This window comes from Paenibacillus tianmuensis (genome assembly GCF_900100345.1).
Lineage (GTDB): Bacteria > Bacillota > Bacilli > Paenibacillales > NBRC-103111 > Paenibacillus_G > Paenibacillus_G tianmuensis.
The window spans coordinates 31,777-58,434 of the sequence record NZ_FMTT01000012.1; the positions used below are offsets into that span (position 1 = coordinate 31,777).

Sequence of the window (26,658 nt, forward strand, 5' to 3'; positions counted from 1 at the left end):
TCACAGGCGCAATTATTGGTTCGACAAATCCCAAGCTTCCACCGCTGTCATATACGTTTGTCTATACCCGCCGGCAAGGTAAAGGACTTTGTCCAGTACAGCGACCTCCAGTTCATTCCGGTTACCATAAACCGGCTCCTTCAGCGGCGTCCACCGATCAGCAGACGGGTCGTATCGCTCGGCGAATTGTTCTTCCGTGCCCCCGCCAACTACAAAAAGCTGCCCTTTCACGAACGTTAGAGCCGGATGCATACGCGAGACAAGCATCGGTTTCTCTTGCGTCCAAGCATTCTTCCGAAAATCAAAAGCCAGTAATGTATTCAGCGGTTTTACAGTACCGTATGCGTTATTCGCCCCTCCTGCGACATAAAGAATGTCGTCCAAAATGACGGCTCCATGGCCGAAACGCGGGGCTGGCATGCGGTCGATCAAGCGCCGATCCCCCGTATTCGGATCGAACTGCTCCACAGTATCTTGCGTTACGCCCCATGAATCGTAGCCACCGATGACATAAACCCTTCCGTCATAGACAACGATGGCCGGGTCGTACCTCTCACAAATAATCTCCTTTTTGATGCTCCATTTGTTCGTTTTCGGATCGTAAATTTGGACGGGGAGGTATCGTTTCGTGTTTGGATCGTATCCCGCGATCACATATAAAAGTCCGTCGATTACGGCCGTTTTTAAATGGACTCCCGGCATCGGCAGCCCTGCTTTCAATGTCCAGCGGTCGGCTTGAGGATCGTACTCTTCAACCGACGCAAGCATCCCTGACGCCGAGCCGTTCTCTCCGCCAACGGCATACAGTTTATCGCCGATCGTTTCCAGGCCGAATCCGGCGCGCCCGTCATGCATCGGCGCCTTCGCCGCCTGAACCACTTCCGCAAATGCCGTCCCCAAGGAGATCGAGGCGGTAAAAACGCAGCAGAGCGCAAAAAGCAAAACCGCTTTGTAGACGGGGCAAGGTTTCCTCATTCTCGCCACTCCTTATTTCATCATTTTATCCAGAAATGATCTTGTGCGGAATTCGGAGTACGAAGCCATGTAAGCGTCAACGATGACCGTTCCGGACCCGGATGACGACGAACTTACTTTCAGTTTCACATAGTCTTTGGCATATCCGGCCGGAATGTGGATGGCTGCCCTGTATACTTTATTGTTGGAAGGGCCGGTTGGAAGTGGAAGAAGCATGCGCATGGTCGCGTTATCGTTATCTACTAGCTTCCATTGCGTATCCGGCCCCGCTCCGAGCGAAACATAGACGGTCGAGCCGCGAACAAAATCGTTGACAGGAATCGTAAATTCCTCCTCCTTCATCACACCAGTGACGCTTTGTTTCGGATAATTTTCAACGATCACCTCAGGTCTTTCATAGCGGGGATAACCATTGACCTGTCCTCCGAAAACAGTTCCTTCCTGCTTGCCGTCAAGCTCGACTTTCGCCTGATTATATACAATCAGCCGCGGCGGGATCGAGGAGATCTTGACATCGGCCGAGTTGTATACGGTAATGTCGTGTGCGGCCACCCGGGCGAGCCCGACCACGTATTCCGACAAGGACGAAAACACCTGGTCCGTGTCGATCTGAATTCGTTCGTAAGTTTGTTCCTCATCGTACAGAAAGCCGTCTGTGAATCCGTTCGTACATTCGTTGTTTTTAAAACGGAACCGGCAGTTATTGATTTTATCGCGCTTGGAAAACACATACTTCGGGCACAGCGGCCCGTTGTAGTCCCCGCTCAGCCCTTTGCGAAAAATATTGTTACAAATGCTGATATCCTCAAATTCTCCGAACAGCAAAATAAACGATTTACGGATGTCTTTAAAGCCAAGATCTTTTTTATCGGCATCCGTACCGCTTCCGCATCGGTTAAACATATTGTTCGCAATGGAGATGCCGGCATTCCCGGGGCGGATCTCAAAAGCGTTGCCGCTGATCCGGTCGAAATAATTATCATGGAACTGCAGCAACTGGCATCCGCTCAGTACGACGGCCGAATCACGGTTAATCCATTCAAAGCGGCATTTTACAACCATGTTAGATTTTGCTTGCATCCAGTCGAATGCTTTGGCTCCGACAAAAATACACTGGTCCCAAAGCGAATCGATAATCCGCCCCAAAAATAAAGCTCCCGTTTCGTAAGCCGTAAAGGCGCAGGAAATAAATTGAAAATTGTGGTAGGACTCGCTTTCGCCGCCCGGCGCTTTTAAAATCGCAATGAATTTGCTGAAACTGCAATTCACAAACGTCATATTTCTGGGGCTGGAGGGGTTAGCCAGCAGCGCGAAATCGCGGAAAGAGATGTTACTGAACGCACCGCGCTTCATACCGGAAGCGAACAAAACGTTATTGCCGTTACCGGCAATAACGGTTCCTTTGTCAAAATCTAAGTACCCCGGCTGCGACCAATACGTTTTGTTGGCCGCCTCGCCTTCCATCATGACATTGTCAATATCTTTAAGTGAACCGTTGATCCGATAAACGCCATGAGGAACGACAATTCGACCGCCATATTGTTTAATCTGGTTGATGGCGGCTTGAAAAGCCGACGTATCGTCTGTCTTTCCGTCTCCTTTGGCGCCGAACGAAAGTATATTTACGCCTGGCAATGTTTCTGTTGTCGTTGTTCCCGAAGATGCAGCTTCGACGGCACGTCCTGAGAAGACGCGGATGCCGGAAGCCAGCGTCAAGCCGGTCAACCCTAAGGTGGCCAGTATTTCTCTTCGAGTCCATAATTTTTTCATAGCTCACACTCCATCGCGTTGTAGGCATTCAAACGGCCAAGGTGAGGAATTTATAGCTTCTGTATCATACAAAGCATTATATGATACGATACGTATCAAAGTCAAGCCGCCTTACTTCCATTCCTTTATTTCTTTGATAACTTTCGCAGGCACGCCGGCAGCTACGCAGCGCGGTGGGATATCCTTTGTTACGACAGATCCTGCGGCGATCACCGCACCGTCTCCAATGCTGACTCCCTTCAAAATAACAGCCTTGCACCCAATCCATACGTTGTTTCCTATCGTCACCGGTGCGGTATCCGGCTGGCCGTCAATCGCATGAAAGTCCGTATCCAAAATTGAAACATCCCATGAAATGGCGCAGTCACTCCCGATCGAAACTTTGTTCTTGGCCATAATTTCCGATCTACGGTTAATGTACGTCCGGTCTCCGATCACAATTTCGGCGCCGGGCGCGTCCAAGTAAAATCCAACGTTCTGGTACAGCATCACCCGATGACCAAGCCGGAGAAACGTTCCGCTTTTGCCGCTCCGGGTTATTTTGCCGCATACCCGCAGACGTCTGCCGCACGATTCCGTTTGGAAGCGAAACAAAGCCCCGAGTCCGATCCGATACGCATATTTGACATACTCCCTGAAGGAACGTCTCCCCATTATATTCTCTCTCTTTCTCAAAGGTTCGGTTTAATCCCGGCGCAAAGAGGAGCTTTGAAGAGCCCTACAACCGGACTTGTTCCAGAATTTCGCTCCACTCGGCGTGGAGTCGAACGCTGTCTTCCTCCGTAAGCTCGGTTCCCGTTTGCACTTCGATATATTCCAGATCCGTCAACGCCCGAATGCTGTGCCGGGCACCCGTCGGGATGTGGAGCGTATCGCCGGGCTTCACCTTCCGGTATTGCTCGTTCAGGATAAACTCGCCTTCGCCGGAGAGGATGGTGCATATTTCGGTACGCTTCAAATGAAGCTGATAGCTGACGTTTTTCCTAGCCCGGAGGCAAATTCGCTTTGTTAGCACCTCGTGCCCTTCACGGTATTTTTTATAATCCAGCACGCGGTATGAGCCCCAGCGGCGCTCCTCGTACATCGGCCGCTGCTCCATGTTTTTAAGCATGTCCTTGATTCTGGGGCTGGCGTTCTTCTCCGTAACAAGAATACCGTCCGGACTCGTCGCCACGACGACATTGTCGAGGCCGAGAACGACAACCGGAATGTCCAGTTCGTTAATCAAATGTGTATTTTTCGAGCAAGGCGAGATAAGCCCTTTGCCGATTTGGTCCGTATCCATCTCCTCGGTCAGCGTATTCCAGGTGCCGAGGTCTTTCCAATAGCCTTCATACGGAGTAACGACGATATGCTGCGCCTTCTCGACGATTTCGTAATCGAAGCTATTCTTCGGAAGCTTGTCATATTGCTTCGCCATTGCTTCGTATTGGATGGGAAACCCTTGCTCGATCAGATAAGAGATAATGTAATCAAGCTTGAAGGCAAACACGCCGCAGTTCCACAACGCTTGCCTGTCGATCAGTTCTTGCGCCTTGGCTTCGGTCGGTTTTTCAGCAAAGTGGTTTACATGGAAAATCTCGGTCTGCTCGATGAACGTTTGACTGTTCGTTTGCGGTACGATATAACCGTACTTCTCAGACGGATAGGTCGGTTTGACGCCAATTAGCGCCAAGTCAGCCTTCGTGCTTTCGATCACTTGCTCCAGCTCTCCGATTTTCTGGAAAAAGGCTTCGTCAACATAAGGATCGACGGGCAAAATGGTAACTACTTCGTTCAAGCTCATGCCTACGATGGAATATAAGTAAGTCGCGGCCAAAGCAATTGCCGGAAACGTATCCCTGCGCTCTGGCTCGACAATGACAGGAACGCCGCCAAGCTGGCTTTGGATCATTTCCATCTGTGCCTTACCGGTCGCTACGTAAGACGAATCCGATAATCCGACCTGATCCAGCTGCCTCCATACCCTTTGAACCATGGATTCCAACTGCTTTTCCGGATTGACGAGCATCTTCAAAAACTGCTTCGATCTGGAATCGTTCGACAACGGCCACAATCTTTTGCCGGACCCGCCGGACAACAGTACGAGTTTCACACAAACCACACTCCCTTTATATATTATTAATAGGTTCCCAGAATCGGCTCCTGAACATGACGCCTCATGCTCGGACGGCCAACGGAATAGTAGCAGAAATTCGTTATGGCGATTTGTTCGCCGGAAAATACATTTCTTCCGTCGATCAAAATAGGTTGCTTCATGAGCGCTTCCGTCTGAACGAGATCAACCTGTCTGAATTCGTCCCACTCGGTCAAGAGGCACAACGCATCGCAGTGTTCCGCGGTTTCGTACGGGTCGTCGCACCAAACGAGGGAAGGGTCGTTCACGACCGCCTTAAATGTGCTCATCGCTACAGGATCGTAAAGCCGGATACTCGCTCCCTTCGCAAGCAGCGTCTCCACAATTTCGATCGAAGGAGCGTCGCGAACATCGTCGGTGTTCGGTTTGAAAGCAAGACCCCAGATGCCAATCGTCTTTCCCTTCAAATCCCCGAGCGATTCTTTCAGCTTGGCAATGACGTTGAAGCGCTGATCCTTATTAACTTCAACAACAGCCTTCAGCAGTTTGAATTCGTAATTGACGTTGCCTGCAATTTGAATGAGCGCCCCGGTATCTTTCGGAAAGCAAGAGCCGCCGTAGCCAATCCCCGCTTGCAGGAAGGAGGAGCCGATCCGCTTGTCGTAACCCATCCCTTCCGCCACTTTGGTAACATCCGCGCCAAGCTTTTCACAAATGTTGGCGATCTCGTTGATAAACGAAATTTTGGTTGCCAGAAAAGCGTTGGATGCATACTTGATCATTTCCGCACTTCGAATGTCCGTAACAATTATGTTGTCCGTCAGGGGCCGATGAAGTCCGACAACGGTTTCTCCTGCCCGCACGCTGTCCGTTCCGACGATAATGCGATCCGGGTAGAGCGTATCTTGAATCGCCGAGCCTTCGCGCAAAAATTCCGGAACAGAAACAACGTCGAATGGATACCCGCTGAATTGTCCGATAATTTGCTGAATTCGCTCATTCGTTCCGACCGGGACAGTGCTTTTGGTCATGACGATTTTGTAGCCGTTCATGGCTAGGGCGATTTCTTGGGCCGCTTGTTCGATGTATGCCAAATTCGCTTCCCCGCTTGGCAGCGAAGGCGTACCGACCGCCAAGATCACGATATCCGACTGTCGAACGGCTCCCGACAGTTCATCGTCGAAGGACAATCTGCCAGCCGCAACGTTCTTTTGAATCAGCTCCCGGAGTCCCGGCTCGTAAATCGGTACTTCCCCCTGACGCAACATGGCGATTTTCGAGGCGACCTTATCGACGCAGATAACTTCGTTGCCAAGATCGGCAAAGCAAACGCCCGATACCAAACCAACATAACCCGTCCCTATTACAGCGATTTTCATCTCTATACACTCTCCTATCGAATAAGTCGGACCGAATCGTAACGAACGTACACAGACCGTAACTGGGTCAACCTCTAGATCGTTTCCAACAAGCGGACTCGATGCTTCCAAAGGCAGTTTTCCGTTACCCACCGGAACCCGTTCTCTCCCATCTCCCTGCACAGGTTTGCGTTGTCCAGAAGCGATTTGATCCTCATGGCGATTTCCCCGTCGCTGAGCGGATCGACCAGATAACCCGTCACGTTGTCGAGGACGGCGTCGGGAATCCCGCCGCTGTTGCCGGCAATGACGGGCAGCCGATTGTAGTTTGCCTCCAAAAAGACGATGCCGTATCCTTCCACATCGCCCTTCTCGACGATTTCGCGGCTTGGCATAATGAACAAGTCGGCGAAACTATACAGCACGGCCAATTCTTCGTCGTCCACAACGCCGGTGAACCGGACGTAAGGCTCCAGCCCATATTCTGAAACTAGCTTCGACAACCGCTCCCTGTCGGGACCGTCGCCGCAAATGACGTAGCATAAATCCGGATATTCGACGATTAGCTTGGACAAAGCCTTTAGCGTGACATCGTGGCCTTTTCGTTCTACAAGCCGGGCAACGGTCAAAATCACTCTTTTGCCGTCCAAGCCCCATTTCTTTCTTAGCGCATCAAGCGTCACTTCCGCTTGTCGGGGCTTCTGCTCTTCCATCTCGATCCCCGGAGGGATAATCGTGAGCTGCTCCTCCCGGATACCAATTTCCATAAGTTTACTTTTTGTGTAATAACTGTTACAAACAATCTTGTTCGCAAATTTCAAGGTGAACAACAACGAAACGTATTTGTACGAACGTTTTCTCCGGATGATACTGAGCGCATCCAGCCCGTGAATGTACGTATAATAACGCACGTTGCACAGCAGCTTAGCCAAAGGGCCGCTCATTCCCACGGGCAGAACGTTCCCGAAATGAATTTCCCGGATACCGTATTTTCGTTTTAGACGAATGATCCAATATAACAGGCGGAGCAGATGTAGAAAGCTGACCGCAACGGATTTTGTTTTGAGGCCGATGCGGTACACCGGAAAGAGCTGCTCTTTATCAAACTGCTCCGTCTCCGCCCGCTTCGCTTCCGAAGCGGAATCAGTAAGCACGAAGGTCTCGGAAGGCGGTAGATTGGAAACCAGACCGTACACATAATTTTGAATGCCGCCCTTCTCCGGGGGGAAATCAATAGAGACGAATAATCGGCGGGGCATGCTTGACAACCTCCTTGATTGCAGTGTAAAAAGGAATATTATGTATATTCCCGTTACGCCCGAGTTGACTTGACTTTTCTTCGTATCGTACGATTCAGCGCCTGCATCAGCTTGCGGGAACCCCATTCGATCTCGGTTCGGTTGAAAAAGTAACTGACCAGCGCATAGGTCACGATTGCCACTGCAACCATAACGATCAGCTTCGGCAGAGACAGCATTCCCGGCAGGGCCCATTTGACGGCGCTCACAACGACCGCCATGAGGAAGGCGGTGTAAAAGCTCCGCAGCAATCGCTTCAAAAGCAGCTTTGTGCTCAAACGGATCAACCGGTTAATAATCAGGATTTTGACCGTTTCGAAAACGAATGTATGAAGCAAAAGCGCCACTGCTACCGTTACCAGGCCATACTTGGAAAAAATAAGAAGCAGCGCAAGCAAAACGGCAGAAGAATATAAAATGTATTTCATTTCCTCCTGGGGCTTGCCGATCCCGCGCAGAACGGAGCCGCCCGGCGAACCCAGGGTGGAGATCATGCCGGCAGCAAGCAAAAGTTGGAGTACCGGGATCACTTCCGTCCACGCCTTCCCATAGACAACATCGACGAATTCCGGAGCAACGATGATAAGCCCCATGCAGAAAGGGAACGAAATAAACGAAATCCGTGTAAGCATGCTTACAAAGATGTGCCGGACTTTTTCCATATCGTTCTGATGGCTCGAAACGGCGGAGAAGCCGACTTTGCCTACCGGACCGGAAATATAAAAGCGGGTAAACATCCCCCACTGCCAAGCCACCGTATACATCCCGAGACTCCGGCTGCCGAGCAATTTTCCGATGAGCAAGTAATTGATAATATTGTTGAAGTAGCCGAAAAATGACGCTGCCATGATCCGGGCGCTGTACGGCACCATCTCTTTTACAACGTTCCAGTCAAAGCTGCCTGTGGTTTCTTTCCATGTCGTGCCGAGCAGGATGACCGCTTGGAGAGCCGGCCGGATCACCAGACGGGACGTAATCGCGAGCAGCGGAAAGCCTTGCGCAGCCAAAATGACTGCGACCACGCTGGTGATCAGCTCAGCAGACAGGTCGATGGCGGCAAGTACGTTAAACTGCATGCGCTTGGTATAAATGGCCCGGCCGATTACGCCAAACGAGCCGAACAGCAATCCGACGGCAATGTAGCGGACGACGCTTTGCACATCGTCGACACCGTAGAATGTCGCAATCGAGCCAGATGCAAACCACAGAAGGGCTGCCAGCGCCGCCGAAATAGCGAAGTTCAGCCAAAAGGACGTACTGATTTCCTTCCGCTCGATGTCCTGCTTGTAGACGAGATAGGAACTAAAGCCTACCTCCTGCAATAGAACGACCAATCCGGTAAACACGGTCGCCATCCCGAGCATGCCGAACAGCTCGGGGTATAGCATTCGCGCCAGCACCACGTTGGTCAAGAGTCCGATGAGATTGACGCCAAGTGTATTGACCGACGACCAGAGGGTGCTTTTAAATAAGGACATGCTGCTTAGCCTCCAATTTATTCGTTCACGGCTTTTGGGCGCGACAGCATGGAACCGCAAACTTGCTTGTATAGATCCAGATGCTTCTCGGCAAGCGCGTCCGACGTAAAATTACTGCAATGTTCCAAACAACGATCAAGCATGCGCTGCTTGGATGCGGGGGATTGATGATAATAAGACAAAATCGAGCGCTTGATAGCCTCGGTACTACCCGGCTCGAAGAGGCACTCGCTACGGTCGGTGACAATGTCAGGAATTCCTCCGACTGCCGAGGCATACACTGGCGTTCCCGCTTGATACGATTCAATGATGACCCGGCCGAAGGGCTCATCCCATGTCGAAGGAACGATTGTCAGATCCACCTCCGACATCAGTTCCCTCGCTTGCGCAGGCGTTACTTTTCCGGTAAACGCTATTCGCGGATCGTCCGCGCACCTTTTGACCAATTGTTCCTTCAAGCTGCCTTCTCCGCAAATGTACAGCCGTTCCACAATTTGGGGCGGTAGCTGCTTCACTGCTTCAACTAAATGGGCTATGCCTTTTTCCGCCTCCACTCTACCAAAGCAGCCAAGCTTCAGTGCGCCGCTTACCGCTGGTTTGGGAATGCTGCGAACGGCCCCGTCCACTGCATTCGGAACGACGGCCTTTATCGAATGAGCAAACAATCCGGCCTCGGTATGTTTGTTTAGGATGTGGCTGCTTATACCAACCACAGCCGACACGCAAGAGCTGAAGCGCAGCGGCACTTGCTTGTATAAACCTTTGATGAACGGATGAATATCCGTCGTGCTCATGGGCGAAAGCAAAGAGTAATCTCTTAGTGTGTGAACGACAGGGATTCCAAGATCTGCCGCTACCTTCCAGACGCCCGCGCCGAGACCAGACAAGTTCTGCGTATGAATCAGGTCTGGCTTCAAATGAATCAAAATGCGCCTGATCTCTTTGAGCTGAAGCGGGTTATAAATATCGATTAGCCTGCGGATTACCTTGCTTACGCCGCTCTTGCCCTTCGACTCTCCGAGCCAGTACAGATTGTTATGCGGCACCCGGATAATCTCGATGCCGCCGACCGTATCAGTAACAACGCCGATGGAACGGTTCTGCGCGCCAACGGTCACTACGCTGACCCGGAGGCCGGCCCCGCTTAGCGTTTCGGCCAGAATTTGCGTCGATATCTCCGCGCCGCCGATAATATCCGGCGAATACAAACTATTCATGATGACAATGTTCATATCCTAAGCTCCATTTCTGAGTATTATGCTTTGGAAACGGCGGCCAAGGAAAAGCGCTCACTCCGGATCGGCCAAAACCGGGGTTCCGGCTGCGTCTCAAAAAAACCTCCCCGGATGAGTCCAATGAGAAGCCAAAAGTCGATAAACGCGTACGAATCGAAATTCATGACCAGCGAGAGGCAGGCCGCAAGCACAAACTTGCTGTAAGAATTTGTGCAGCTTTTTTTCAGCACCGTAAACAGAAACCCGAAAAACAGCACCGCGCCAATCAAACCTTCCTCGCTAAATACCTTGGAGAACAAATTCCGGGACGTTGCGCTTTCCTGATGATTGAAGGCGATGTCCAGCACCTCTTTGAATTTCAGACCGCCGCCGAAGTGCGTCAAAAGAATGTCTGTAAATTCCTTGTAATAAAATCCCCCGCCCACTCCGGTGAGCGGATGCCGCCAAAATTCGATAAAACCGATGATCGGAAATACGAAGCGCACGAAAAATGAGCCGTCCTTCTGCATCAAATCGTCCAGTCTCAAGGTGTCGAGATTAAATCGGTGCGTGTAGTATCCGCTGATTCCAAAGGTTTTGATCAGAAACGGGACCAACCCGAAAATAAAGCACAGCGCAACGCCCGTAATCAGCAGCAGTTTGAACCGATGCTTGCCGCTAATCAAGATGAACAGGAACAAAGCAATTAGAATAACTCCGTAAGCGTATGCCGAGAAGGTCAGGATAAACAGCAACAGTAAGGCGACGAACAAAACAGACCATTTTTTGCGTTTGCTATACAGGTAGTAAATCAGAATTCCGCCCGTCAGCATGTGGATCGTCGCCCAAGACGGCTCGCCCGACAACATCTGAATCCGGTTGTGGTAGACCATCTCGGAAAAATAGGAGGTCAGCGCCTTCGAGAAGCCGTTTCGTACGACAAAGGCGTCGATGAATTGCAGAAAACCGGCTATGACTCCCGGAACAAATGCGATAGACAATGCTTTGATCATCAGATTCGAACCGTCCGGCAGCTCCCTGAACGTACCGCCTACATAGGTTGACACTCGATAGATGGATATGCCGACGATTAACGTAACAATGTGCTTCATGCTGCTGGAAGGGTCGTTATGAATCGCCGAATTAATGAGCGAATTACACGCGCTATAAATAAAAAAGGCAATCAAAAAAATGTCGCCCTGCCGAAACCGAAATTTCTCGAAAAGGAGCAAAAACGACGCTGCAAACAACGGGAACATCGCGACCGGCCGGTAAACCGAAAAAGAAAAATACGGCATTCTATCGTAAGTCAACAAACAAAGGCCAAGAAAAAATAAAAAGTAAATCAAGGGTCTCATTACGGGCACCACACTTCATCCGATTTGTGTTGCACTCGCCTTAGATTAAAATGAGCCGCAGTTTTTGCTTGGTAACGGCGCTACTAAAATGCTGCGAGACATAATTAATAGAATTTTTAGATATTTTTTGATTGAGATCCGCATTGTGCAATAAAAGCAGGATGTTCTGCACCATATCCTGATCGTTTTCGCTGATAAACAATTCTTTACGGTGACTGGCATTGATTCCTTCGCCGCCGATCGCATTCGTGACAACCGGAATTCCCCAGGACATGGCTTCTACGATTTTCGTTTTGATGCCGGTGCCAAAGAGCAGCGGCGCGATCATTAACGCAGAATCCATCACCGTCTGTTTCACGTCGTTGACTTCTCCCGTTACGAATACATCAGGGTATTGACGCCCAAGCTGTGTCACTTGCCGTGTTGGATTTTTGCCGACGATGTAAAATCTCGCTTTGGGTTCCCGCTCTTTGACCTTCGGCCAAATATGTTCGCAAAAGTAGACAACCGCCGAGCAGTTGTGCGGAATATCCATCTTGCCGACGAAGACGATTTTGTACGGGTCGTAGCTTCGCGGGCGCGCCTGACCGGATTGGTCTGGATCGAATTTCATCGGAATGCCGTGGCACGACTCATGCTGGACGATTTGCTTGAACTGCTCCGCTTCTTTAGGCGATGTAAACACCAGATGATCGAACCGCTTCGCTACTGATCGTTCATACTTTTCCAGCAAATGGCTTTCAATACGGATCAAAGCTTTTTGAATAAACTTGAGCTCGGCCGCTCCCCGAAGTATCTGTGGCAGCTTGCTCGCAAACCCTCCGAACACGGAAGGAATGTATTTGAACCACCTGAGCTGCCGCTGGTAACGAAGCGAGAGGAGGTCATCATAGCTCAGAACCGTTCTTGCCGGAAAATCGCTGCGGTATTCTGCCACCCGAACCATATCGTAAATAACGTAAGCTGGCTCTTCCTTACGAATGATTTCGTCGATCAGCCGATGGTTTTTCCTGCTGTAATACACCGCCACCTGCAGCGGCCACTTGCGCAGAAGCAGCGAGTTAACAAAGATATTGTAGAGCTTCTCCGCCAGCTTCGGCGGGTCGATACAAATCATTTGATTGATCGTGTACGGCTTTTCACGCAGATACTTGATTTCATCGACGAACGAAATATTAATAATTTCACTATCCGGATGTATCTCTTTGATCTGTTGAATGTATTGGGAGAGCAAATTTTTCCGCCCGTCGGTGTTGGGAAAAGGAAGCCTGTTGGTAATAAATACGATTTTCATCATCAGAGACCCCCGGTAAATGTCAAAATGCGTCTTTCGATCCCAATAGCACCCTCATCGTTTTGAAGATGATTTTCATATCGAACAGCAGGCTCCTGCTCGCAATATATTGAATGTCCAGCTCCACCATCTGTTCGAAGCCGAGCTGGTTGCGGCCGCTCACCTGCCAGAGTCCGGTGCAGCCCGGCGTCACCTGAAGCCTCTGTCTGTGATAAGCAGTGTACTCCTTGACTTCCCGGGGTAGCGGAGGGCGAGGGCCGACCAGACTCATGTCGCCCTTTAACACGTTCCATAGCTGGGGAAGCTCATCCAGACTCGTTTTTCGGATAAATCGTCCCACCTTCGTGATACGCGGATCGTATTTCATTTTAAACATATGTCCGCTCACTTCGTTTTGGTTGAGCAGTCCGTCAAGCAGTTCTTCCGCATTGGACACCATAGATCGGAATTTGTACATTTCGAAAACCGTTTCGTACTTGCCGACGCGACGCTGCTTGAAAAAAACCGGCCCCTTCGGGTCCTCCATTTTTATAAGAATGGCTATAACGCCAAATATCGGAGCGATCAAGATCAAGCCGACCGCTGCGCCCAAAACATCCATGCACCTTTTAGCGAAGAGGTACGAGCTTTTCTTCTCCTCGTTCACTTTGACGATGCTTGAATCATATCCCCCGCTTTCCAATACATTGCTTTCATTCGATAATTTCGGGGCGCTCATGGGTACACCTCCTCTATCTGGTCAGTTCCGATGCTTCTTCGTGCTCTACCATTTTTTCCAGAGCCTTCAACAGCGGCCTATTCAGTTCCTCGTTCTTGAGCGCAAAATCCAGATTGGTCAGTATGTACCCGAGCTTCTCGCCTATGTCGTATCTCGTTCCTTTAAATTGATACGCATAAACCTTTTCCGTTTCATTCAGCTTCTGAATCGCATCGGTCAACTGAATCTCACCACCCGCACCCGCTTCTTGAAGATCCAAATAATCGAATATGCCTGGCGTTAAAATATATCTGCCCATAATGGCCAGATTGGATGGGGCTTTGCCTAACGGGGGTTTTTCCATCAAGCTTTTGATCTCGTATAATCGCCCATTGCTATTGGAAACATCGACAATACCGTATCGCTGCGTCTCTTCCAAGGAAACCGGCTGTACACCTATAACCGAGCACCCCGTTTTTTCATATTCCTGAATCAGCTGTTTCAAGCACGGCGTTTCCGTGTAAACAATATCATCTCCCAACAATACGGCGAATGGTTCCTCGCCGATAAACCGCCTGGCGCACCAGACGGCATGTCCGAGACCTCTGGGTTCTTTTTGGCGAATGTAGTGAATATCCACATGAGCGGAGCGCTGGACTTCTTTAAGAAGCTCGAGCTTACCTTTCTCGTGCAGATTCTGCTCCAATTCGAAAGCATGATCGAAATGATCCTCAATCGCCCGCTTCCCTTTGCCAGTTACAATGATGATATCCTCGATCCCGGATTCGACGGCTTCCTCCACAATGTATTGGATCGTCGGCTTGTCGATGATGGGAAGCATTTCTTTAGGCATCGCTTTCGTTGCCGGCAAAAAACGGGTTCCGAGGCCGGCGGCCGGGATGATGGCCTTCTTAATCCTTCTCATGGTTTTCTCCTCCACGATATGGGCGTCACACACCCTATTTAGATACAAAATGTATCATAAAAGATACAAGTTATGCCGTCTTCATGGTAGGTAAGACGGCATAACTTGTGCTTCTATTTTAAAAAGAGCCTTTGAAACTAGATTTACAATGAAGTAGGGCATTTAACCCTGCCTCACGCCATACCCTTGACGACTGGCGTCTAAGGCTCCTAGCGAGCCCACAGCATGGCCGAGTACCTGCAGTGATAAAGGTGCAGCAGGCATTACCCAAACACGTAAAAATTTTAACCGCTATGTTCGTTTGTTATCATAACTGTCGTTTCCCTTTGCCCGGATGAGGATCTCGGTTTCATGTCTGCCTTTTTCGTCTTCATTACGACCGACAAAGTCGGCAACTGCAAATATTGCTCCACGTCCGTCTCGGATTTAATCGTGTCGTCCATGTACTCGATAACGAATACGGCCCCGGTAGCCAGCATCAGTGAAAGGACAAGGCCAATCAAAATATTCAACATATGATTCGGTTTCACGGGCACGGGGTTGGGCAAGAGCTTCGCCTCGTTTAAAATCGTGACATTGTCCACCTTCATAATCGAAGGAATTTCCGTTTTAAACACTGCTGCGACAGCATTGACCGTTCTGGCCGCACGATTGTACGAAGTATCCTGCATAATCAGCGTCATGACCTGCGTATTGTTGATTGAACTGACTTTAACCTTGCTCATCAACTCTTCGGTCGTCAATTGCAAGTCGGGATAGCGGACGGCGACGATATCCATAATCGCGGGCGTCAGGATAATTTCCTTATACGTATTGATCAAACGGATGTTTGCATCGATCAAGCCGATGTCCACGGGAGACGCGCCGGTCTGTTCATTGGACTTATTGACGATCAGCTTGTTGGATGCTTCATAAACCGGCTTGATGTAGTAGAAGCTGACAAGTCCGGCAGCCATACTTGCGATGACAACGAACGCTAAAATGTACCAAAGCCTTTTCCTGATCATCCTACCGTATTGTTTCAGCTCCATAATAGTCCTCCATCCGTTTGTTTCTCTCTGTATTTTTCATTTTTTTTCAATAGAAGACATAATTAGATACGAAACGTATCAGACACACATATGTTTAATCTATGATACATTTCGTATCTTGTCAAGCGTTTTTTATACCGCTCGACAACGTACTGCGATTATTGCGTTTTTACACGGCTGTCCGTCTGGATGCACAAGTTTTTTAGCAAATACCGATACTTTTCGATCGATTGTTCTTTTTTTAAATGCACTTCCAGATAATTTCTGCCATTTAACCCCATACGAAGAAGCTTCGCCGGGTTTAGGGAGACAAACGTTTCGATTGCTGCAATGATGCCGTCGTAATCCAGCGGTTCCACCATTAGCCCGGCCCCGCTCTCTACAATAAGCCGCTGAGCCTCGCTTCCGTTCTCCAGCACCCCAAGAATCGGTTTTCCCGAAGCCATGACACCGTATATTTTGCTTGGTACGGACACGCCCTTGATGCCCTTCTGATTGACAACCAAATGAACATCCGCAGCATTGAGAGAATATTTAATGTAATCTTTCGACTGATACGGTAAAAAATAGACATTGATCAATCCGTTTTCCCGAACGAACTGTTCCATGACGCCTTTTACCGCTCCTTCTCCGATAAAGACGAAGGCCAAATCTCTCCGGTGCTCAAAATGCTTCGTCACTTTAATTATGTTTTCCAGATCGTAATAAAGTCCCAGATTACCGGAATACATGATGACGAACCGATCGCTCAACCCGTTTTCAACCAAAAACTTGCGCACTTCCGGATCATCTTTGGATAACGGTACAATTTCCTTTTCCTCGGTCCAGTTGTTAATCACGGAATTGTCCGGTACCTGGCGATGACGAAAACGGGTAAGCAGCGTTTCCTGCATATCGCGGCCGACGATAACAACATGATCGGCCATTTTGCAGTTCACATTATCAAGCGATCGCGCAATACGGTATATCCATTTGCGCTTTGTATAGCTGACGGCCTCCGCCTGTTCGGGATTAAAATCTTGAATATTATAGACGTGTTTTGCCCGCTTGAGCAGTTTGCCTAACGTGCCGATCAAACCACCCAGCACGGGGGGTGAAGAAATGGTATACACGATGTCGGTATTTTTTTCCCGGATCATCGCCCATACCGCCAAAACAAAGTAGCTGAGTATATACCTTACCCGGTTCCACTTGTCGCTTTTATCGAGCCGTGGCAGCCTAATCCGGACGATCCGAATATTTTCGAGACGGTCGGTCATAAACAGCTTTTCCTGAGAAGATTTTTGCCCGGCATATCCGGGTTGTGCAGCAATGACCGTAATCTCGAAGTCGTTTTGCAAATGCAGACATAAAGAGGTCATGAGTTGCCCTGTAGAAGCATAATCGGGATAAAAGTAGTTGATGACAAACACGATTTTTTTCTTCATAGCAACAACCCCGTGTCCTCGAATCTATTTTTCATAAAACGGGCAGGGGCGCCAATATGGACTTCGTTGGCCCCCACATCCTTCGTCACTGTGCTTCTGGCACCCACGACGCCCATCTCGTGAACGGTGACGCCCGGGTAAACGAATGCGCCACTCGCGATCCACGCACCGTCCTTCACCCGGATCGGCTTCGTGACAAGGCCGAAGTACGGGTCATCCATCTGATGGGATCCCGTGCACAAATAGCTGTGCTGCGAAACGACGCAGTGCGCCCCAATGTCGATTCGGTCCAAACTGTACAGCTCCGCATAATCGCCGATCCACGAATGATCGCCGATCGACACTTTCCACGGATAGGTAAATTTGGCCGAAGAACGAACCCGGACATCACGGCCGATCCGAGCGCCGAATGCCCGAAGCAGCAGCCTTCGCCAGCTGTACATATTATGAAGCGAGAACCGGAACAGAGTTCCCTGCACAAACCACCATAGCAGCACGATCAAACCGCTGCGTCCCCTGGAATAACCGTCTTGCTTATACAGATCTAGCCGTACTATATTTTTCATACGACTTCCATAACTCCTCGTAAATATCGGTAGTTTTTCGAACATAGGCGTCTCTGGAAAACTCAAGCTCCGCCAGCTCGCGCCCATTTTCCCCCATCCTGCGACAGTCGGCAGAAAGCGCGCGATCTATCCCCTCGGCGAGCGCCTCATGATCCTGTGCAGGAACAAGCACACCCGTGCTGTCCCTCACCATTTCGGGGACACCGCCCACGTCGGTGGCAACAACGGGCAGCCCCGCGCGCATCGCCTCCAGAATAACCGTAGGAAAAATGTCGTAAACGGAAGGCAGAACGAACAAATCCGATTGGCGAAGCAACTGCGGCACGTCCCGGCGAAGTCCCAAGAAATGCACCGTATCCTCCAATCCGAGCTGTCTGACCATATTCGTTAACGTCTGTTTGTAGCTCTTCTCATGGTCGAACGCCACGTCACCCACGATAAGAAACCGGGCTTCGCGCCCTCGCTTGCGCAGACTATCCGCCGCCCGAATAAAATATTCCACGCCTTTCATCGGGGATAAACGAGCCACCATGATCACGACGGGCACATTAGGCGGAATGTCCAGTTCCTGGCGCAGCCCCTTGACCGGCAGCTCCGACGACCCGCCGGAGAAATCGATGCCGTTATAGATTTTGGTAAGCTTATGCGAAAAGGAAGCTCCCCATTTGAACATGATTTTGCTCCGCTCGCAAAGCACGACCACTTTGTCGTTGAACAAATGGTTTAAGAAGCCGACCAGCCGATAGGCCATCAGCGGCCTGCGCGGCAGCTCGTGCACCGTCTGCACAGCCGGGACCCGAAGAAGCCTGGCCGCGATGTTCCCGCCCATCAGCTCCATTTTGTGGGAATGGACGATATCGATCCGATACTCCCGGATGATGCGTATGACGGTTCGCACCGTTGCAAAGAGCCTGAACATGTTGCGAAAATAATAAGCCGCATCCGTCGGTTTGCCGAAAACGGCAAGCTTACCAAAAAGCACTTTCGCTCCGGCCTCCTCGTATTTGGCCACATATGGGCTCGGGCCGGGCAGCAGTACGTAAGCTTTATATTTGGATTTGTCCAGTCCCTCCACCAATTGCAATAGCACTGTGTCGACCCCGCCGACTTGGCTGGCATAAGGCTGAATGTAGAGAATGCGTTTCACTGGCCACTCCTTTCTTGCGTTTTCACCGCACAATACGGTAACCTTGCTGTTCGAACCTGCGGAATTGCGGACCATCCCCCGGCATCCTGTTCGAAAAGCGGCAGGCCTTCCCGAGGTGTGTTTTTATACGCCGCCATCAACATAATATAGAACAGCGGTGCGTCAAGTACCGGTTGAGAAATGAGCAGCGTCATGAAAAGCGGCGTAATCGCGACAAAATATTCCTTCTTGTTCTCCACCGTAGCAGCCGTTGCAAAATAAACAATTAAAACGAGCAGAACTCCAATAATTCCGATCATATACATGGACGACAGCAGATTGATTCCGAGCTGGTCCACGTTGCTGTATCCGGCATTATACATTCCGGTGCCGAATGGATGGTCCAAGAATAGCCGCAAGCCTTCAAGCGTAGCGTCTGACCGATCGGTAACGGAAGCGCCCAGCTTCTCGGATTTTTCGTTCAAGCCGATAAACGGAGCGTAGAAGGCCGCGTAAAACATGAACGAAAAGATAAGCACCGCTTTGACGCTCCGCCGGTCCAACATGTACCTTAACGCCAGTGCGACAAAGTAGATCGCCAGCCCCGTCGTGGACAAGGTAGCACCGACGCCAAGAAACAGCACCACTTTGATCCAGCCTCGATTCAGACCGTACGATTTCAAGCAAAACAACGCCCAGATTAAGAAGGCCTGGAATATGCCCGACTCCCGAAACAAACCAAGCAATCGCGGCAAGTTCAAACCGGGCATTTCAATGAAGCTGTACAGCACTGTGAACGGAAAGTATGTTTTCCCCGTCGTCTCATACGACTCTACATCGATTTTAAACATAAACAACGCTTCCCAAGGGATAACGAAAGACAGCGCGAGCGTGATATAATACGAAATGACAAACGCCATCATAATAAAGATGAAACCCCGGAAATACATCTGATTCGCTTTCTCTTCGCTTAATATCAAGGCAAACGAAAACAAAATGACGATGTGGGTCACAGTAGCTTTCACCACAAAGTCGAAGTTCAGTCCCGAATGAATACCGGCATGCGAGAAAAAATACACCCACATGACGACGCTGACTACGAGCACAAACTGGATGTGACGAGCGAAGCGCAAGTTTTTTTTGATCGAATGTTCCGCTATATGGAAATAGACCGCACCCAGGCTGATTACAATCGCCAAGCTTGACATCGATTGTCCGAATGCGGTCGGCCGCATCATAAACGTAGCGATCAGAAGCAGGAGGACCTTCACTCGAAACAGCATGGTCTACTCCTTTCACTGTCTTGAAAAAGAGGCATGCATAAAACTTCCATATCTTTTCATAAATAAGTTCGGCTGAATCAGTTCGCGGTACGCGACTTGGCGGCTTCCCAACTCCTCCCGAAGCACGCCGATATTGCGAACGGCCTGGTTCAGTTGACTGGCGAGAACGCCGATATTTTCCGGAGTGAAGGTCAGCCCCAACTGATAATGCCGGATCGTAAATCCGATTTCGCCGTGATCCGGACCAATGACCAACTTCTGGCGAACGATGGCTTCCGTAAGCGGGCCGCTTTGCCCCGTGAACATTCGCCGATACGGCAGCACGACGATATCGGCGATTTCGAAATAGCCGGAAACGTCCTCCTCCGCTATAAATCCAAGGTCTAACACAACGCGGCACCAATCCGGCACATCCGTCAGCAGCCGCTCCATGTCATTCCGTGTAAAGTGCTCTTCTTTACCAGCCACAATCAGCGTGCATGGCTCTTCGATGAATCGCGCAGCCTGAAGCAGCAGATCCAGCCCTTTATCGTAGCGCGTTCCCCCGAACGCCAGCAGGAAAGGACGCGGAAAGTCCGTAAATCGCTGCCGGAGCCGCTCGGTATGCTCCCGGTTCATATGCTGCGGGTGCAGTTGCGGATATAGCACGCTTTCGATCCGGTCGCCGTAAGCTTCACCCACAAGAGCTGCCGTCAAACGTCTCGTAAATTCCCCATGAACAATCAAACGGCGGATAGCTCCGGTTCGAATGAGGAACGAAAGGGCGTGCACTTTGCTCCTGCGCGTCGGATACCAATGCATCGTTGCGGTACAAGACAGTCCCCGCAGCAATGGCCACAACAGCAGAAGCGGAAGTAGCAAACAATCCAAATACATCAGGTGCAGCCGATCGTATCCGTGCGAGCGACAGTAACGAATCAGCTTCCATACCGTTAAGACGCGTCCGATTACAGCCGGCATCCGGACACGAGGAGGGTTAATCAACACTGGTGTAATGCCCGCCTGTTTCAAACTTTCGAATTGTTCAGGTTCCATGGCGGTCGTGGCATAGCTGCACGTCGCGTTTTCAGCCTCCGACAAAACGCCTTGAATCGCCGCCAAATTATAGTAAAAATGGTGTCCGTCGTTCGATGTGTCGAAGAATATGAATTTCATCCCACAGCCTCGCCTTTCCGGATACGGAGGAAACGTTCGAACGCATCCAAATGCGATTCCACCATACAATCAACCGTAAAACGGCTTGCAAAATCCAAGCTTCGGCTGCGATACCGGCTTCGTTCCTCTTCGCCTCGCAGAATCGCACGGCACGCTTCGGTCAATGCCCCCGCGTCTTCGGCAGGTATCGTGAATCCGTTGCCTCCGTTCTCGATTAAATCGTATGCGGCGCCGGCATTCAGGGTCGAGATGAGAGGAAGTCCGAACATAAGCGCCTCATTCAGCACGAGCCCCCACACGTCGTACCGTGTCGGCAACACGAACGCATCCGCGAGCTTGAAATAATCGATCAAAGCATTTTTCTGAACAAATGGAAGCAGGACGACGTTTTTCATTCCGTGTTCCTGTATATACGCTTTGTATTGTACCTCTTGCGGGCCGCCTCCGATGAGCAGAAGCGATGTTTCCGAAGCATTCAATTCCCGAAACGACCGCAGCAGCACATCGAACCCTTTACGCTCGATGAACTGTCCGACCGATAAAAATACAAATTTGTTCAAGCCATGCCGCATTTTCAATTCGGCTGTGCGCTCCGGCCGCAGAGGCCTGAGCTGCTCGGATGTATAGCTTACCGAACTGATCGGATATTCGTGGATTAGCGCTGGCTTCGCCCCATAATATTGCAAATACCGGGTGCAGTTCACACCGGTGGACAGCCAGAACGAGGCACTGGAAATGAACCGTGTCTTCAGCTTGCGCTTCCAAGCGGATTCTTCCGGTGCCGGGAAGCCTCCGTCCGAGTTCAGGATGAACGGAATGCCATTCATCCGCAGCCACTGGATCGCCATCATCTCGGTCGGTGAACTGTAACACCCCATCACATAAAGATCGAACCGGCTCTTCCGAAGCTCTCGCAACACGCTTGGATTGATATGCTTATCCAGCCCAAAAGTCCGTCCGGGCAAAAATTTGTAGTTAAAATGAGTACCGAGACCTTCCACTTCCCATTCGCGGTTCGACTCGTTCTTCGCCTGAAACCAAACAGTCAACTCGCAATGCTTGCCAAGCGCGTTAAAAAAGTCGACTCTGTACGGACTGGGAATATTGGTGATAAATAATACTTTTTGTTTCAAACCGTTTCTTCCCTTTCCCGATTGCGCAAATTTCGGAGCTTTGCCGACATCCCTCCGCCGAACAGAATGAGCCCCATTAACAGCAGCACACCGAGCGCCGCAATTCCGAGCTGAAACAACAGCGATGCCAGTCCCCCAACTTGCGGACCCCCAATCCACGCGATCCACCCCCCGCTTAAGGCAAACAACAGGAGAGCAGGGGCTAGCGTAGTGAATAGAAGCTTCCAGCCTATGCCGAGCAGCCTAAGTTCAATAAACCAGCGGACCGCGATTCCGATCGGCAGCCCCAACATTCGGGAAAACGCCGTCCCGGCCAAACCTGCGAATGGAACAAGCCCTAGCGTGCCCAGCAAGGTTAAACCACTTTGAGCAAAGTTAATTTTTGTATTCAGCTTGACGTATTCCGTTCCATTCAGAAAGTAAAACGGAACAATGCCAATCGTTCCGGACGCCACACCGATAATGAGCAGCCGCAAAATCGGCGCAGCGTCTCTTGAGAAGTCCGGATCAATCCAAACGGACAATATGCTCTCTGCATAAAGGAACATCGGAACGCTGAGTGACGTGACGGCCAGAACAACAACCTTATTGGCTATAGCATACACGCTGCGAAGCCGTTCCGTCTGAGCAGTTTCCCGCAGCGAGCTAAATTTCGGAAATAAGAACGCTCCGGCAGCGCCGGGAATTTCATGGAGCTTGGAAGCAAGCTGCATGCAAACGGAATATACTCCGAGTGCTGCCGGCCCCAAAATCGAACTGATGATGATCCTGTCCGCCTGGGTATAGATAACGCTGCTGATGACCTGTAGCCATGAATAGATCCCGTAACCGAACACAGTTCGCGCCGCTTCCCTGTCCCACTTGGGCCAAAAGTTCAATCCGCGGTTCAACCGCCGCCCGAACGAATACTGGAACGCAGCGGCGATGACGGACATTACCAGCATCAAAACAACCAGTCCGACCAGCTTCATGCCCGCGTAAATCAAGACAACGCTGCATACTGTCGTCCCGACGTTTACCAGCATGTTCGTTTTATTCAGTACATCATAACGATGATGCGCCATGCACACGGCAGAATAAACGCTGGTTACAATTTTGACGCCTACCACTGCGCCAAGAATGCGCGCAGCCGTGACGATCTGGCCTCCCGTCTCCGCAGAAGCATTCTGAAACAAAAATAACAAGTGCGGTCCGAGCAGGAACAGCGCGAGCGTCGTCAATGAACCGATCAGCAAGCATAAAGCCATGGTGAACCGCAGCACGCGGTTGAACGAAGCAAGATCGCTGCGCTCCAGATACGCTGATCCGTATTTCACCACGGCGTTACTTACTCCAAGATTCGTCACGCTTAGGATAGCGACGAGGGATACCATCAGCACCCAACTACCATACAACTCCGCTCCGAGCAGCTTCAGAAGCAACGGAGTGGCCATAATCGTCAAAAGCGGATTGACGAGAAATTCGATCAAGCTGTATCCGATATTTTTGAAATCGCGGGCGGCTCCGATTTCTTTCACTTTTTGAAAAATCCTTCTCAAAGAAGAGTCACCCGCTTCTTCACTGGAGCATGCATTGTACTCCTAGCTTAATGCCATCACGTTCATATAACGAGCTTCCGCCTGTACCCGCTTCAAGTCTTCGTCCACCATCATGCGAATCAATTGTACGAAGCTCACCTCTTGCTTCCAACCGAGCTTTTTCTTTGCTTTGGAGCAGTCACCAATCAAGAGGTCAACCTCAGCCGGACGGACAAACTTCGGGTCGATCACAACGTAATCCGTATAGTTCAGGCCGACGTAAGAGAACGCAACCTCCAACAGTTCGCGTACAGAGTGCGTCTCTTCAGTCGAAATGACGTAATCGTCCGGCTCATTTTGCTGCAGCATTAACCACATCGCTTTGACGTAATCCCCGGCAAATCCCCAATCGCGCTGTGCATCCAAATTGCCGAGCCGCAGTTCATTTTGAAGGCCCAGCTTAATGCGCGCCACGCCGTCCGTGACTTTGCGTGTGACGAACTCCAGACCGCGCCGCGGAGACTCGTGATTGAACAAAATGCCGGAACAAGCGAACATATCGAAGCTCTCGCGATAATTCACCGTAATCCAATGGCCGTATACTTTCGCCACCCCGTAAGGACTTCGCGGGTAGAACGGCGTCGTCTCCTTTTGCGGAATCTCCATCACCTTGCCGAACATTTCGCTGCTCGACGCTTGGTAGAAACGAGCCGTCGGCTTGACAATCCGTACCGCTTCCAGCATGTTGGTTACGCTAAGCGCCGTAATGTTGCCGGTCAGAATCGGCTGCGGCCACGATGCCGCCACATAGGATTGGGCAGCTAGATTGTACACTTCGTCAGGGTCCGAAATCCGCACCGCTTCAATTAGCGAAGCAAGGTCTGTCAAGTCGCCGGATATCCATTCGATCTGATCCTTAATATGCTGCACGTTCTCGTAATTGGGCGTACTTGTGCGTCGGCGCATGCCGTAAACCTTATACCCTTTGTCCAATAAAAATTCCGCCAGGTAAGATCCGTCTTGTCCGGTGATGCCTGCGATTAATGCTGATTTCATTCGCTTTCCTCCTAAATGTTCGTGATCGTTCTTCTATGCTCGCTCGTTTGTAAAAACCATGAATAAGTAGACGCAAGCCCTTCATCCAAACGAATTTTCGCCTGCCAGCCCAGCTTTGTCAGCTTGCTCACATCGACCAGCTTTCTTGGCGTTCCGTCGGGCTTGCTCGCATCGTATAAAATATCTCCGGCATAATCGACGATGGCTCTGATCTTTTCCGCCAGCTCCCGGATGGAAATATCTTCTCCTACGCCGATGTTCACAATGTCGCTATGGTTATAATGGTGCATCAAATAAAGGCAGGCATCGGCCAAATCGTCGGCATGCAAAAATTCTCTGCGCGGCGTTCCCGTCCCCCAAAGCTCAACCACAGACTTGCCTTCCACCTTGGCTTCGTGGAACTTGCGGATCATGGCAGGAAGCACATGACTGTGATTCAGATCGAAATTATCGTTTGGACCGTACAAATTTGTCGGCATGACCGATATATAACGCGTACCGAACTGCCTGTTATAAGCCTGACACATCTTAATTCCAGCAATTTTGGCGATCGCGTATGGTTCGTTCGTCGGCTCCAGCAAGCCCGTGAGCAGATCTTCCTCGCGCATCGGCTGAGAGGCATACTTCGGATAAATACAAGTGCTGCCGAGAAACAATAACTTTTTGACCCCAAATCGGTACGACGCATCGATGACATTCGTCTGAATCATCAAGTTATCCCGAATGAACGTCGCCGGAAACTCGTTGTTAGCTACGATGCCTCCAACCTTCGCCGCAGCCAAAAATACATATTCGATGCCTTCATTCTTAAAGAAAGAATCGACCTGATCGGAGCTGCGAAGATCAAGCTCCTGCGAAGTCCGGAAGCTGAGATTACGATATCCCTCAGCGAGCAGCTTTCCTACGATAGCCGAACCTACCAGACCGCGATGGCCTGCAACATAAATTTTCGAATCTTTATCCAATCGTTTCACCTCATGGTTCATGTTATATCGCGCAGGTTGTTAACCGATGGCATTGGTTAATTTTTGATTGGCAATTGTTTCTTTTATGGCGTGCAGCACCGGCTCCCGCAACTCTCGGGATTGAAGGGCAAACTGCAGCGTCGTCAAAATGAATCCCAGCTTTTCGCCTACGTCGTGTCTCGTTCCTTCAAAATGATAGGCATAGACTTGCTGCAGTTCATTCAGCTTTTCAATCGCGTCGGTCAATTGAACTTCTCCGCCCGCCCCTTGTTCTTGAACGGATAAAATCTCGAATATCTCCGGGCTCAAGATATACCGGCCCATAATGGCCAGGTTTGAAGGGGCGGTGCCAAGAGGCGGTTTTTCCACAAAAGTTCTAACCTGATACAACCTGTCCTGCTTTTGCAGCGGATCAATAATCCCGTACCTGTTTGTTTCATCATCGGCTACCGGCTGTACACCGATTACCGACGTTCGGGTCTGCTCGTATTGCTCAATCAATTGCTGTAAGCACGGCTTTTTAGCGGTGACGATATCGTCGCCCAGCAGCACGGCAAAAGGCTCGTCGCCTACAAATTTCCTCGCGCACCATACCGCATGTCCAAGCCCTTTCGGCTCTTTTTGGCGGATAAAGTGAAGCTCCACCTTCGACGAACGGCGAATTTCTTCCAGCAGATCGTATTTTCCCTTTTGATGAAGATTGTGCTCCAATTCGTGTACATGGTCGAAATGATCCTCAATGGCCCGCTTACCTTTGCCGGTTACGATAATGATGTCCTCGATACCGGACTGAACCGCTTCTTCCACAATGTATTGAATTGTAGGTTTGTCGATGATGGGAAGCATTTCTTTTGGCATCGCTTTGGTCGCCGGTAAAAATCTTGTGCCTAAACCGGCCGCCGGGATGATCGCTTTTTTGACTTTTTTCATGGTTTCAACTCCTATCTATCTTTAT

General features: G+C 50.3%; 24 protein-coding genes. 1 reads left to right on the forward strand and 23 read right to left on the reverse strand.

The window, feature by feature from the left end:
* Positions 1-12: 12 nt before the first annotated feature.
* The 9 genes from BLO51_RS10260 to BLO51_RS10300 form a co-directional block, all read right to left on the reverse strand.
* Complete coding sequence (locus BLO51_RS10260) at positions 13-975, reverse strand: Kelch repeat-containing protein (RefSeq protein WP_090670678.1); 963 nt, start codon at positions 973-975, stop codon at positions 13-15.
* A 12-nt stretch (positions 976-987) separates the two neighbouring features.
* Positions 988-2,745, reverse strand: coding sequence for a glycosyl hydrolase family 28-related protein (locus tag BLO51_RS10265; RefSeq protein WP_090670681.1), 1,758 nt, complete (start codon positions 2,743-2,745; stop codon positions 988-990).
* Positions 2,746-2,856: 111 nt separating this feature from the next.
* Entirely contained in the window at positions 2,857-3,399 is a 543-nt protein-coding gene (locus tag BLO51_RS30780; protein ID WP_174551226.1) for an acyltransferase, read from the reverse strand.
* Between the two features lie 64 nt (positions 3,400-3,463).
* On the reverse strand, positions 3,464-4,840 hold the full coding sequence (locus tag BLO51_RS10275; RefSeq protein WP_090670682.1) for a sugar phosphate nucleotidyltransferase: 1,377 nt from the start codon (positions 4,838-4,840) through the stop codon (positions 3,464-3,466).
* 26 nt (positions 4,841-4,866) lie between these two features.
* On the reverse strand, positions 4,867-6,201 hold the full coding sequence (locus BLO51_RS10280; RefSeq protein WP_090670685.1) for a UDP-glucose dehydrogenase family protein: 1,335 nt from the start codon (positions 6,199-6,201) through the stop codon (positions 4,867-4,869).
* Positions 6,202-6,275: 74 nt separating this feature from the next.
* The gene (locus BLO51_RS10285) at positions 6,276-7,439 is read right to left on the reverse strand and encodes a glycosyltransferase family 4 protein (protein WP_167670166.1); all 1,164 of its coding nucleotides are present in this window, start codon (positions 7,437-7,439) and stop codon (positions 6,276-6,278) included.
* A 53-nt stretch (positions 7,440-7,492) separates the two neighbouring features.
* Positions 7,493-8,956 carry a lipopolysaccharide biosynthesis protein gene (locus tag BLO51_RS10290; RefSeq protein ID WP_090670691.1) on the reverse strand — a complete coding sequence of 488 codons (1,464 nt, stop codon included), beginning with the start codon at positions 8,954-8,956 and terminating at the stop codon, positions 7,493-7,495.
* A gap of 17 nt (positions 8,957-8,973) precedes the next feature.
* Entirely contained in the window at positions 8,974-10,173 is a 1,200-nt protein-coding gene (locus BLO51_RS10295) for a glycosyltransferase family 4 protein (protein ID WP_090670933.1), read from the reverse strand.
* A gap of 38 nt (positions 10,174-10,211) precedes the next feature.
* Positions 10,212-11,282: an O-antigen ligase family protein gene (locus BLO51_RS10300; protein WP_245719609.1), complete on the reverse strand. Its 1,071-nt coding sequence runs from the start codon at positions 11,280-11,282 to the stop codon at positions 10,212-10,214.
* Positions 11,283-11,300: 18 nt separating this feature from the next.
* Between BLO51_RS10300 and BLO51_RS30245 the strand changes: the two genes are divergently transcribed.
* Positions 11,301-11,507 (forward strand): hypothetical protein, encoded by a 207-nt coding sequence (locus BLO51_RS30245; protein WP_245719610.1) that lies wholly within the window; start codon positions 11,301-11,303, stop codon positions 11,505-11,507.
* Positions 11,508-11,568: 61 nt separating this feature from the next.
* On the opposite strand, the gene BLO51_RS10305 is transcribed toward BLO51_RS30245, so the two are convergent.
* The 14 genes from BLO51_RS10305 to galU (BLO51_RS10370) form a co-directional block, all read right to left on the reverse strand.
* Positions 11,569-12,825 carry a glycosyltransferase gene (locus BLO51_RS10305; RefSeq protein ID WP_090670695.1) on the reverse strand — a complete coding sequence of 419 codons (1,257 nt, stop codon included), beginning with the start codon at positions 12,823-12,825 and terminating at the stop codon, positions 11,569-11,571.
* 19 nt (positions 12,826-12,844) lie between these two features.
* Positions 12,845-13,540 (reverse strand): sugar transferase, encoded by a 696-nt coding sequence (locus BLO51_RS10310; protein ID WP_090670696.1) that lies wholly within the window; start codon positions 13,538-13,540, stop codon positions 12,845-12,847.
* A gap of 13 nt (positions 13,541-13,553) precedes the next feature.
* Positions 13,554-14,444 (reverse strand): UTP--glucose-1-phosphate uridylyltransferase GalU, encoded by an 891-nt coding sequence (galU, locus tag BLO51_RS10315; RefSeq protein WP_090670699.1) that lies wholly within the window; start codon positions 14,442-14,444, stop codon positions 13,554-13,556.
* 284 nt (positions 14,445-14,728) lie between these two features.
* On the reverse strand, positions 14,729-15,475 hold the full coding sequence (locus tag BLO51_RS10320) for a YveK family protein (protein ID WP_090670702.1): 747 nt from the start codon (positions 15,473-15,475) through the stop codon (positions 14,729-14,731).
* Between the two features lie 158 nt (positions 15,476-15,633).
* Positions 15,634-16,902, reverse strand: coding sequence for a glycosyltransferase family 4 protein (locus BLO51_RS10325; protein ID WP_090670705.1), 1,269 nt, complete (start codon positions 16,900-16,902; stop codon positions 15,634-15,636).
* A complete protein-coding gene (locus BLO51_RS10330) occupies positions 16,899-17,468 on the reverse strand; it encodes a WcaF family extracellular polysaccharide biosynthesis acetyltransferase (RefSeq protein ID WP_090670707.1) in 570 nt (189 codons plus the stop codon). The genes BLO51_RS10325 and BLO51_RS10330 overlap by 4 nt, the downstream gene beginning before the upstream one ends.
* Positions 17,437-18,615, reverse strand: a complete 1,179-nt coding sequence (locus tag BLO51_RS10335; RefSeq protein WP_090670710.1) for a glycosyltransferase — start codon at positions 18,613-18,615, stop codon at positions 17,437-17,439. Before BLO51_RS10335 ends, BLO51_RS10330 begins: the two co-directional genes overlap by 32 nt.
* The gene (locus BLO51_RS10340) at positions 18,612-19,877 is read right to left on the reverse strand and encodes a hypothetical protein (protein ID WP_245719611.1); all 1,266 of its coding nucleotides are present in this window, start codon (positions 19,875-19,877) and stop codon (positions 18,612-18,614) included. The genes BLO51_RS10335 and BLO51_RS10340 overlap by 4 nt, the downstream gene beginning before the upstream one ends.
* A 12-nt stretch (positions 19,878-19,889) precedes the next feature.
* Positions 19,890-21,032, reverse strand: a complete 1,143-nt coding sequence (locus BLO51_RS10345) for a glycosyltransferase (RefSeq protein WP_245719612.1) — start codon at positions 21,030-21,032, stop codon at positions 19,890-19,892.
* On the reverse strand, positions 21,029-22,165 hold the full coding sequence (locus BLO51_RS10350) for a glycosyltransferase family 4 protein (RefSeq protein WP_090670713.1): 1,137 nt from the start codon (positions 22,163-22,165) through the stop codon (positions 21,029-21,031). Before BLO51_RS10350 ends, BLO51_RS10345 begins: the two co-directional genes overlap by 4 nt.
* Positions 22,162-23,682 carry an oligosaccharide flippase family protein gene (locus tag BLO51_RS10355; RefSeq protein ID WP_245719613.1) on the reverse strand — a complete coding sequence of 507 codons (1,521 nt, stop codon included), beginning with the start codon at positions 23,680-23,682 and terminating at the stop codon, positions 22,162-22,164. The genes BLO51_RS10350 and BLO51_RS10355 overlap by 4 nt, the downstream gene beginning before the upstream one ends.
* Before the next feature lie 63 nt (positions 23,683-23,745).
* On the reverse strand, positions 23,746-24,738 hold the full coding sequence (gene gmd, locus BLO51_RS10360; protein WP_090670718.1) for a GDP-mannose 4,6-dehydratase: 993 nt from the start codon (positions 24,736-24,738) through the stop codon (positions 23,746-23,748).
* An 11-nt stretch (positions 24,739-24,749) separates the two neighbouring features.
* Positions 24,750-25,703, reverse strand: a complete 954-nt coding sequence (locus BLO51_RS10365; RefSeq protein WP_090670721.1) for a GDP-L-fucose synthase family protein — start codon at positions 25,701-25,703, stop codon at positions 24,750-24,752.
* Between the two features lie 39 nt (positions 25,704-25,742).
* The gene (galU, locus tag BLO51_RS10370; RefSeq protein ID WP_090670724.1) at positions 25,743-26,633 is read right to left on the reverse strand and encodes a UTP--glucose-1-phosphate uridylyltransferase GalU; all 891 of its coding nucleotides are present in this window, start codon (positions 26,631-26,633) and stop codon (positions 25,743-25,745) included.
* Positions 26,634-26,658: the final 25 nt, after the last annotated feature.

Excerpts from the sequence above, each read along its gene's own strand:
- BLO51_RS10260 (WP_090670678.1), bottom strand. The coding sequence starts at position 975 with ATGAGGAAACCTTGCCCCGTCTACAAAGCGGTTTTGCTTTTTGCGCTC.
- BLO51_RS10265 (WP_090670681.1), bottom strand. The coding sequence starts at position 2,745 with ATGAAAAAATTATGGACTCGAAGAGAAATACTGGCCACCTTAGGGTTG.
- BLO51_RS30780 (WP_174551226.1), bottom strand. The coding sequence starts at position 3,399 with ATGGGGAGACGTTCCTTCAGGGAGTATGTCAAATATGCGTATCGGATC.
- BLO51_RS10280 (WP_090670685.1), bottom strand. The coding sequence starts at position 6,201 with ATGAAAATCGCTGTAATAGGGACGGGTTATGTTGGTTTGGTATCGGGC.
- BLO51_RS10285 (WP_167670166.1), bottom strand. The coding sequence starts at position 7,439 with ATGCCCCGCCGATTATTCGTCTCTATTGATTTCCCCCCGGAGAAGGGC.
- BLO51_RS10290 (WP_090670691.1), bottom strand. The coding sequence starts at position 8,956 with ATGTCCTTATTTAAAAGCACCCTCTGGTCGTCGGTCAATACACTTGGC.
- BLO51_RS10295 (WP_090670933.1), bottom strand. The coding sequence starts at position 10,173 with ATGAATAGTTTGTATTCGCCGGATATTATCGGCGGCGCGGAGATATCG.
- BLO51_RS10300 (WP_245719609.1), bottom strand. The coding sequence starts at position 11,282 with ATGAAGCACATTGTTACGTTAATCGTCGGCATATCCATCTATCGAGTG.
- BLO51_RS30245 (WP_245719610.1), top strand. The coding sequence starts at position 11,301 with ATGAATCGCCGAATTAATGAGCGAATTACACGCGCTATAAATAAAAAA.
- BLO51_RS10305 (WP_090670695.1), bottom strand. The coding sequence starts at position 12,825 with ATGATGAAAATCGTATTTATTACCAACAGGCTTCCTTTTCCCAACACC.
- BLO51_RS10310 (WP_090670696.1), bottom strand. The coding sequence starts at position 13,540 with ATGAGCGCCCCGAAATTATCGAATGAAAGCAATGTATTGGAAAGCGGG.
- galU (WP_090670699.1), bottom strand. The coding sequence starts at position 14,444 with ATGAGAAGGATTAAGAAGGCCATCATCCCGGCCGCCGGCCTCGGAACC.
- BLO51_RS10320 (WP_090670702.1), bottom strand. The coding sequence starts at position 15,475 with ATGGAGCTGAAACAATACGGTAGGATGATCAGGAAAAGGCTTTGGTAC.
- BLO51_RS10325 (WP_090670705.1), bottom strand. The coding sequence starts at position 16,902 with ATGAAGAAAAAAATCGTGTTTGTCATCAACTACTTTTATCCCGATTAT.
- BLO51_RS10330 (WP_090670707.1), bottom strand. The coding sequence starts at position 17,468 with ATGAAAAATATAGTACGGCTAGATCTGTATAAGCAAGACGGTTATTCC.
- BLO51_RS10340 (WP_245719611.1), bottom strand. The coding sequence starts at position 19,877 with ATGCTGTTTCGAGTGAAGGTCCTCCTGCTTCTGATCGCTACGTTTATG.
- BLO51_RS10345 (WP_245719612.1), bottom strand. The coding sequence starts at position 21,032 with ATGAAATTCATATTCTTCGACACATCGAACGACGGACACCATTTTTAC.
- gmd (WP_090670718.1), bottom strand. The coding sequence starts at position 24,738 with ATGAAATCAGCATTAATCGCAGGCATCACCGGACAAGACGGATCTTAC.
- galU (WP_090670724.1), bottom strand. The coding sequence starts at position 26,633 with ATGAAAAAAGTCAAAAAAGCGATCATCCCGGCGGCCGGTTTAGGCACA.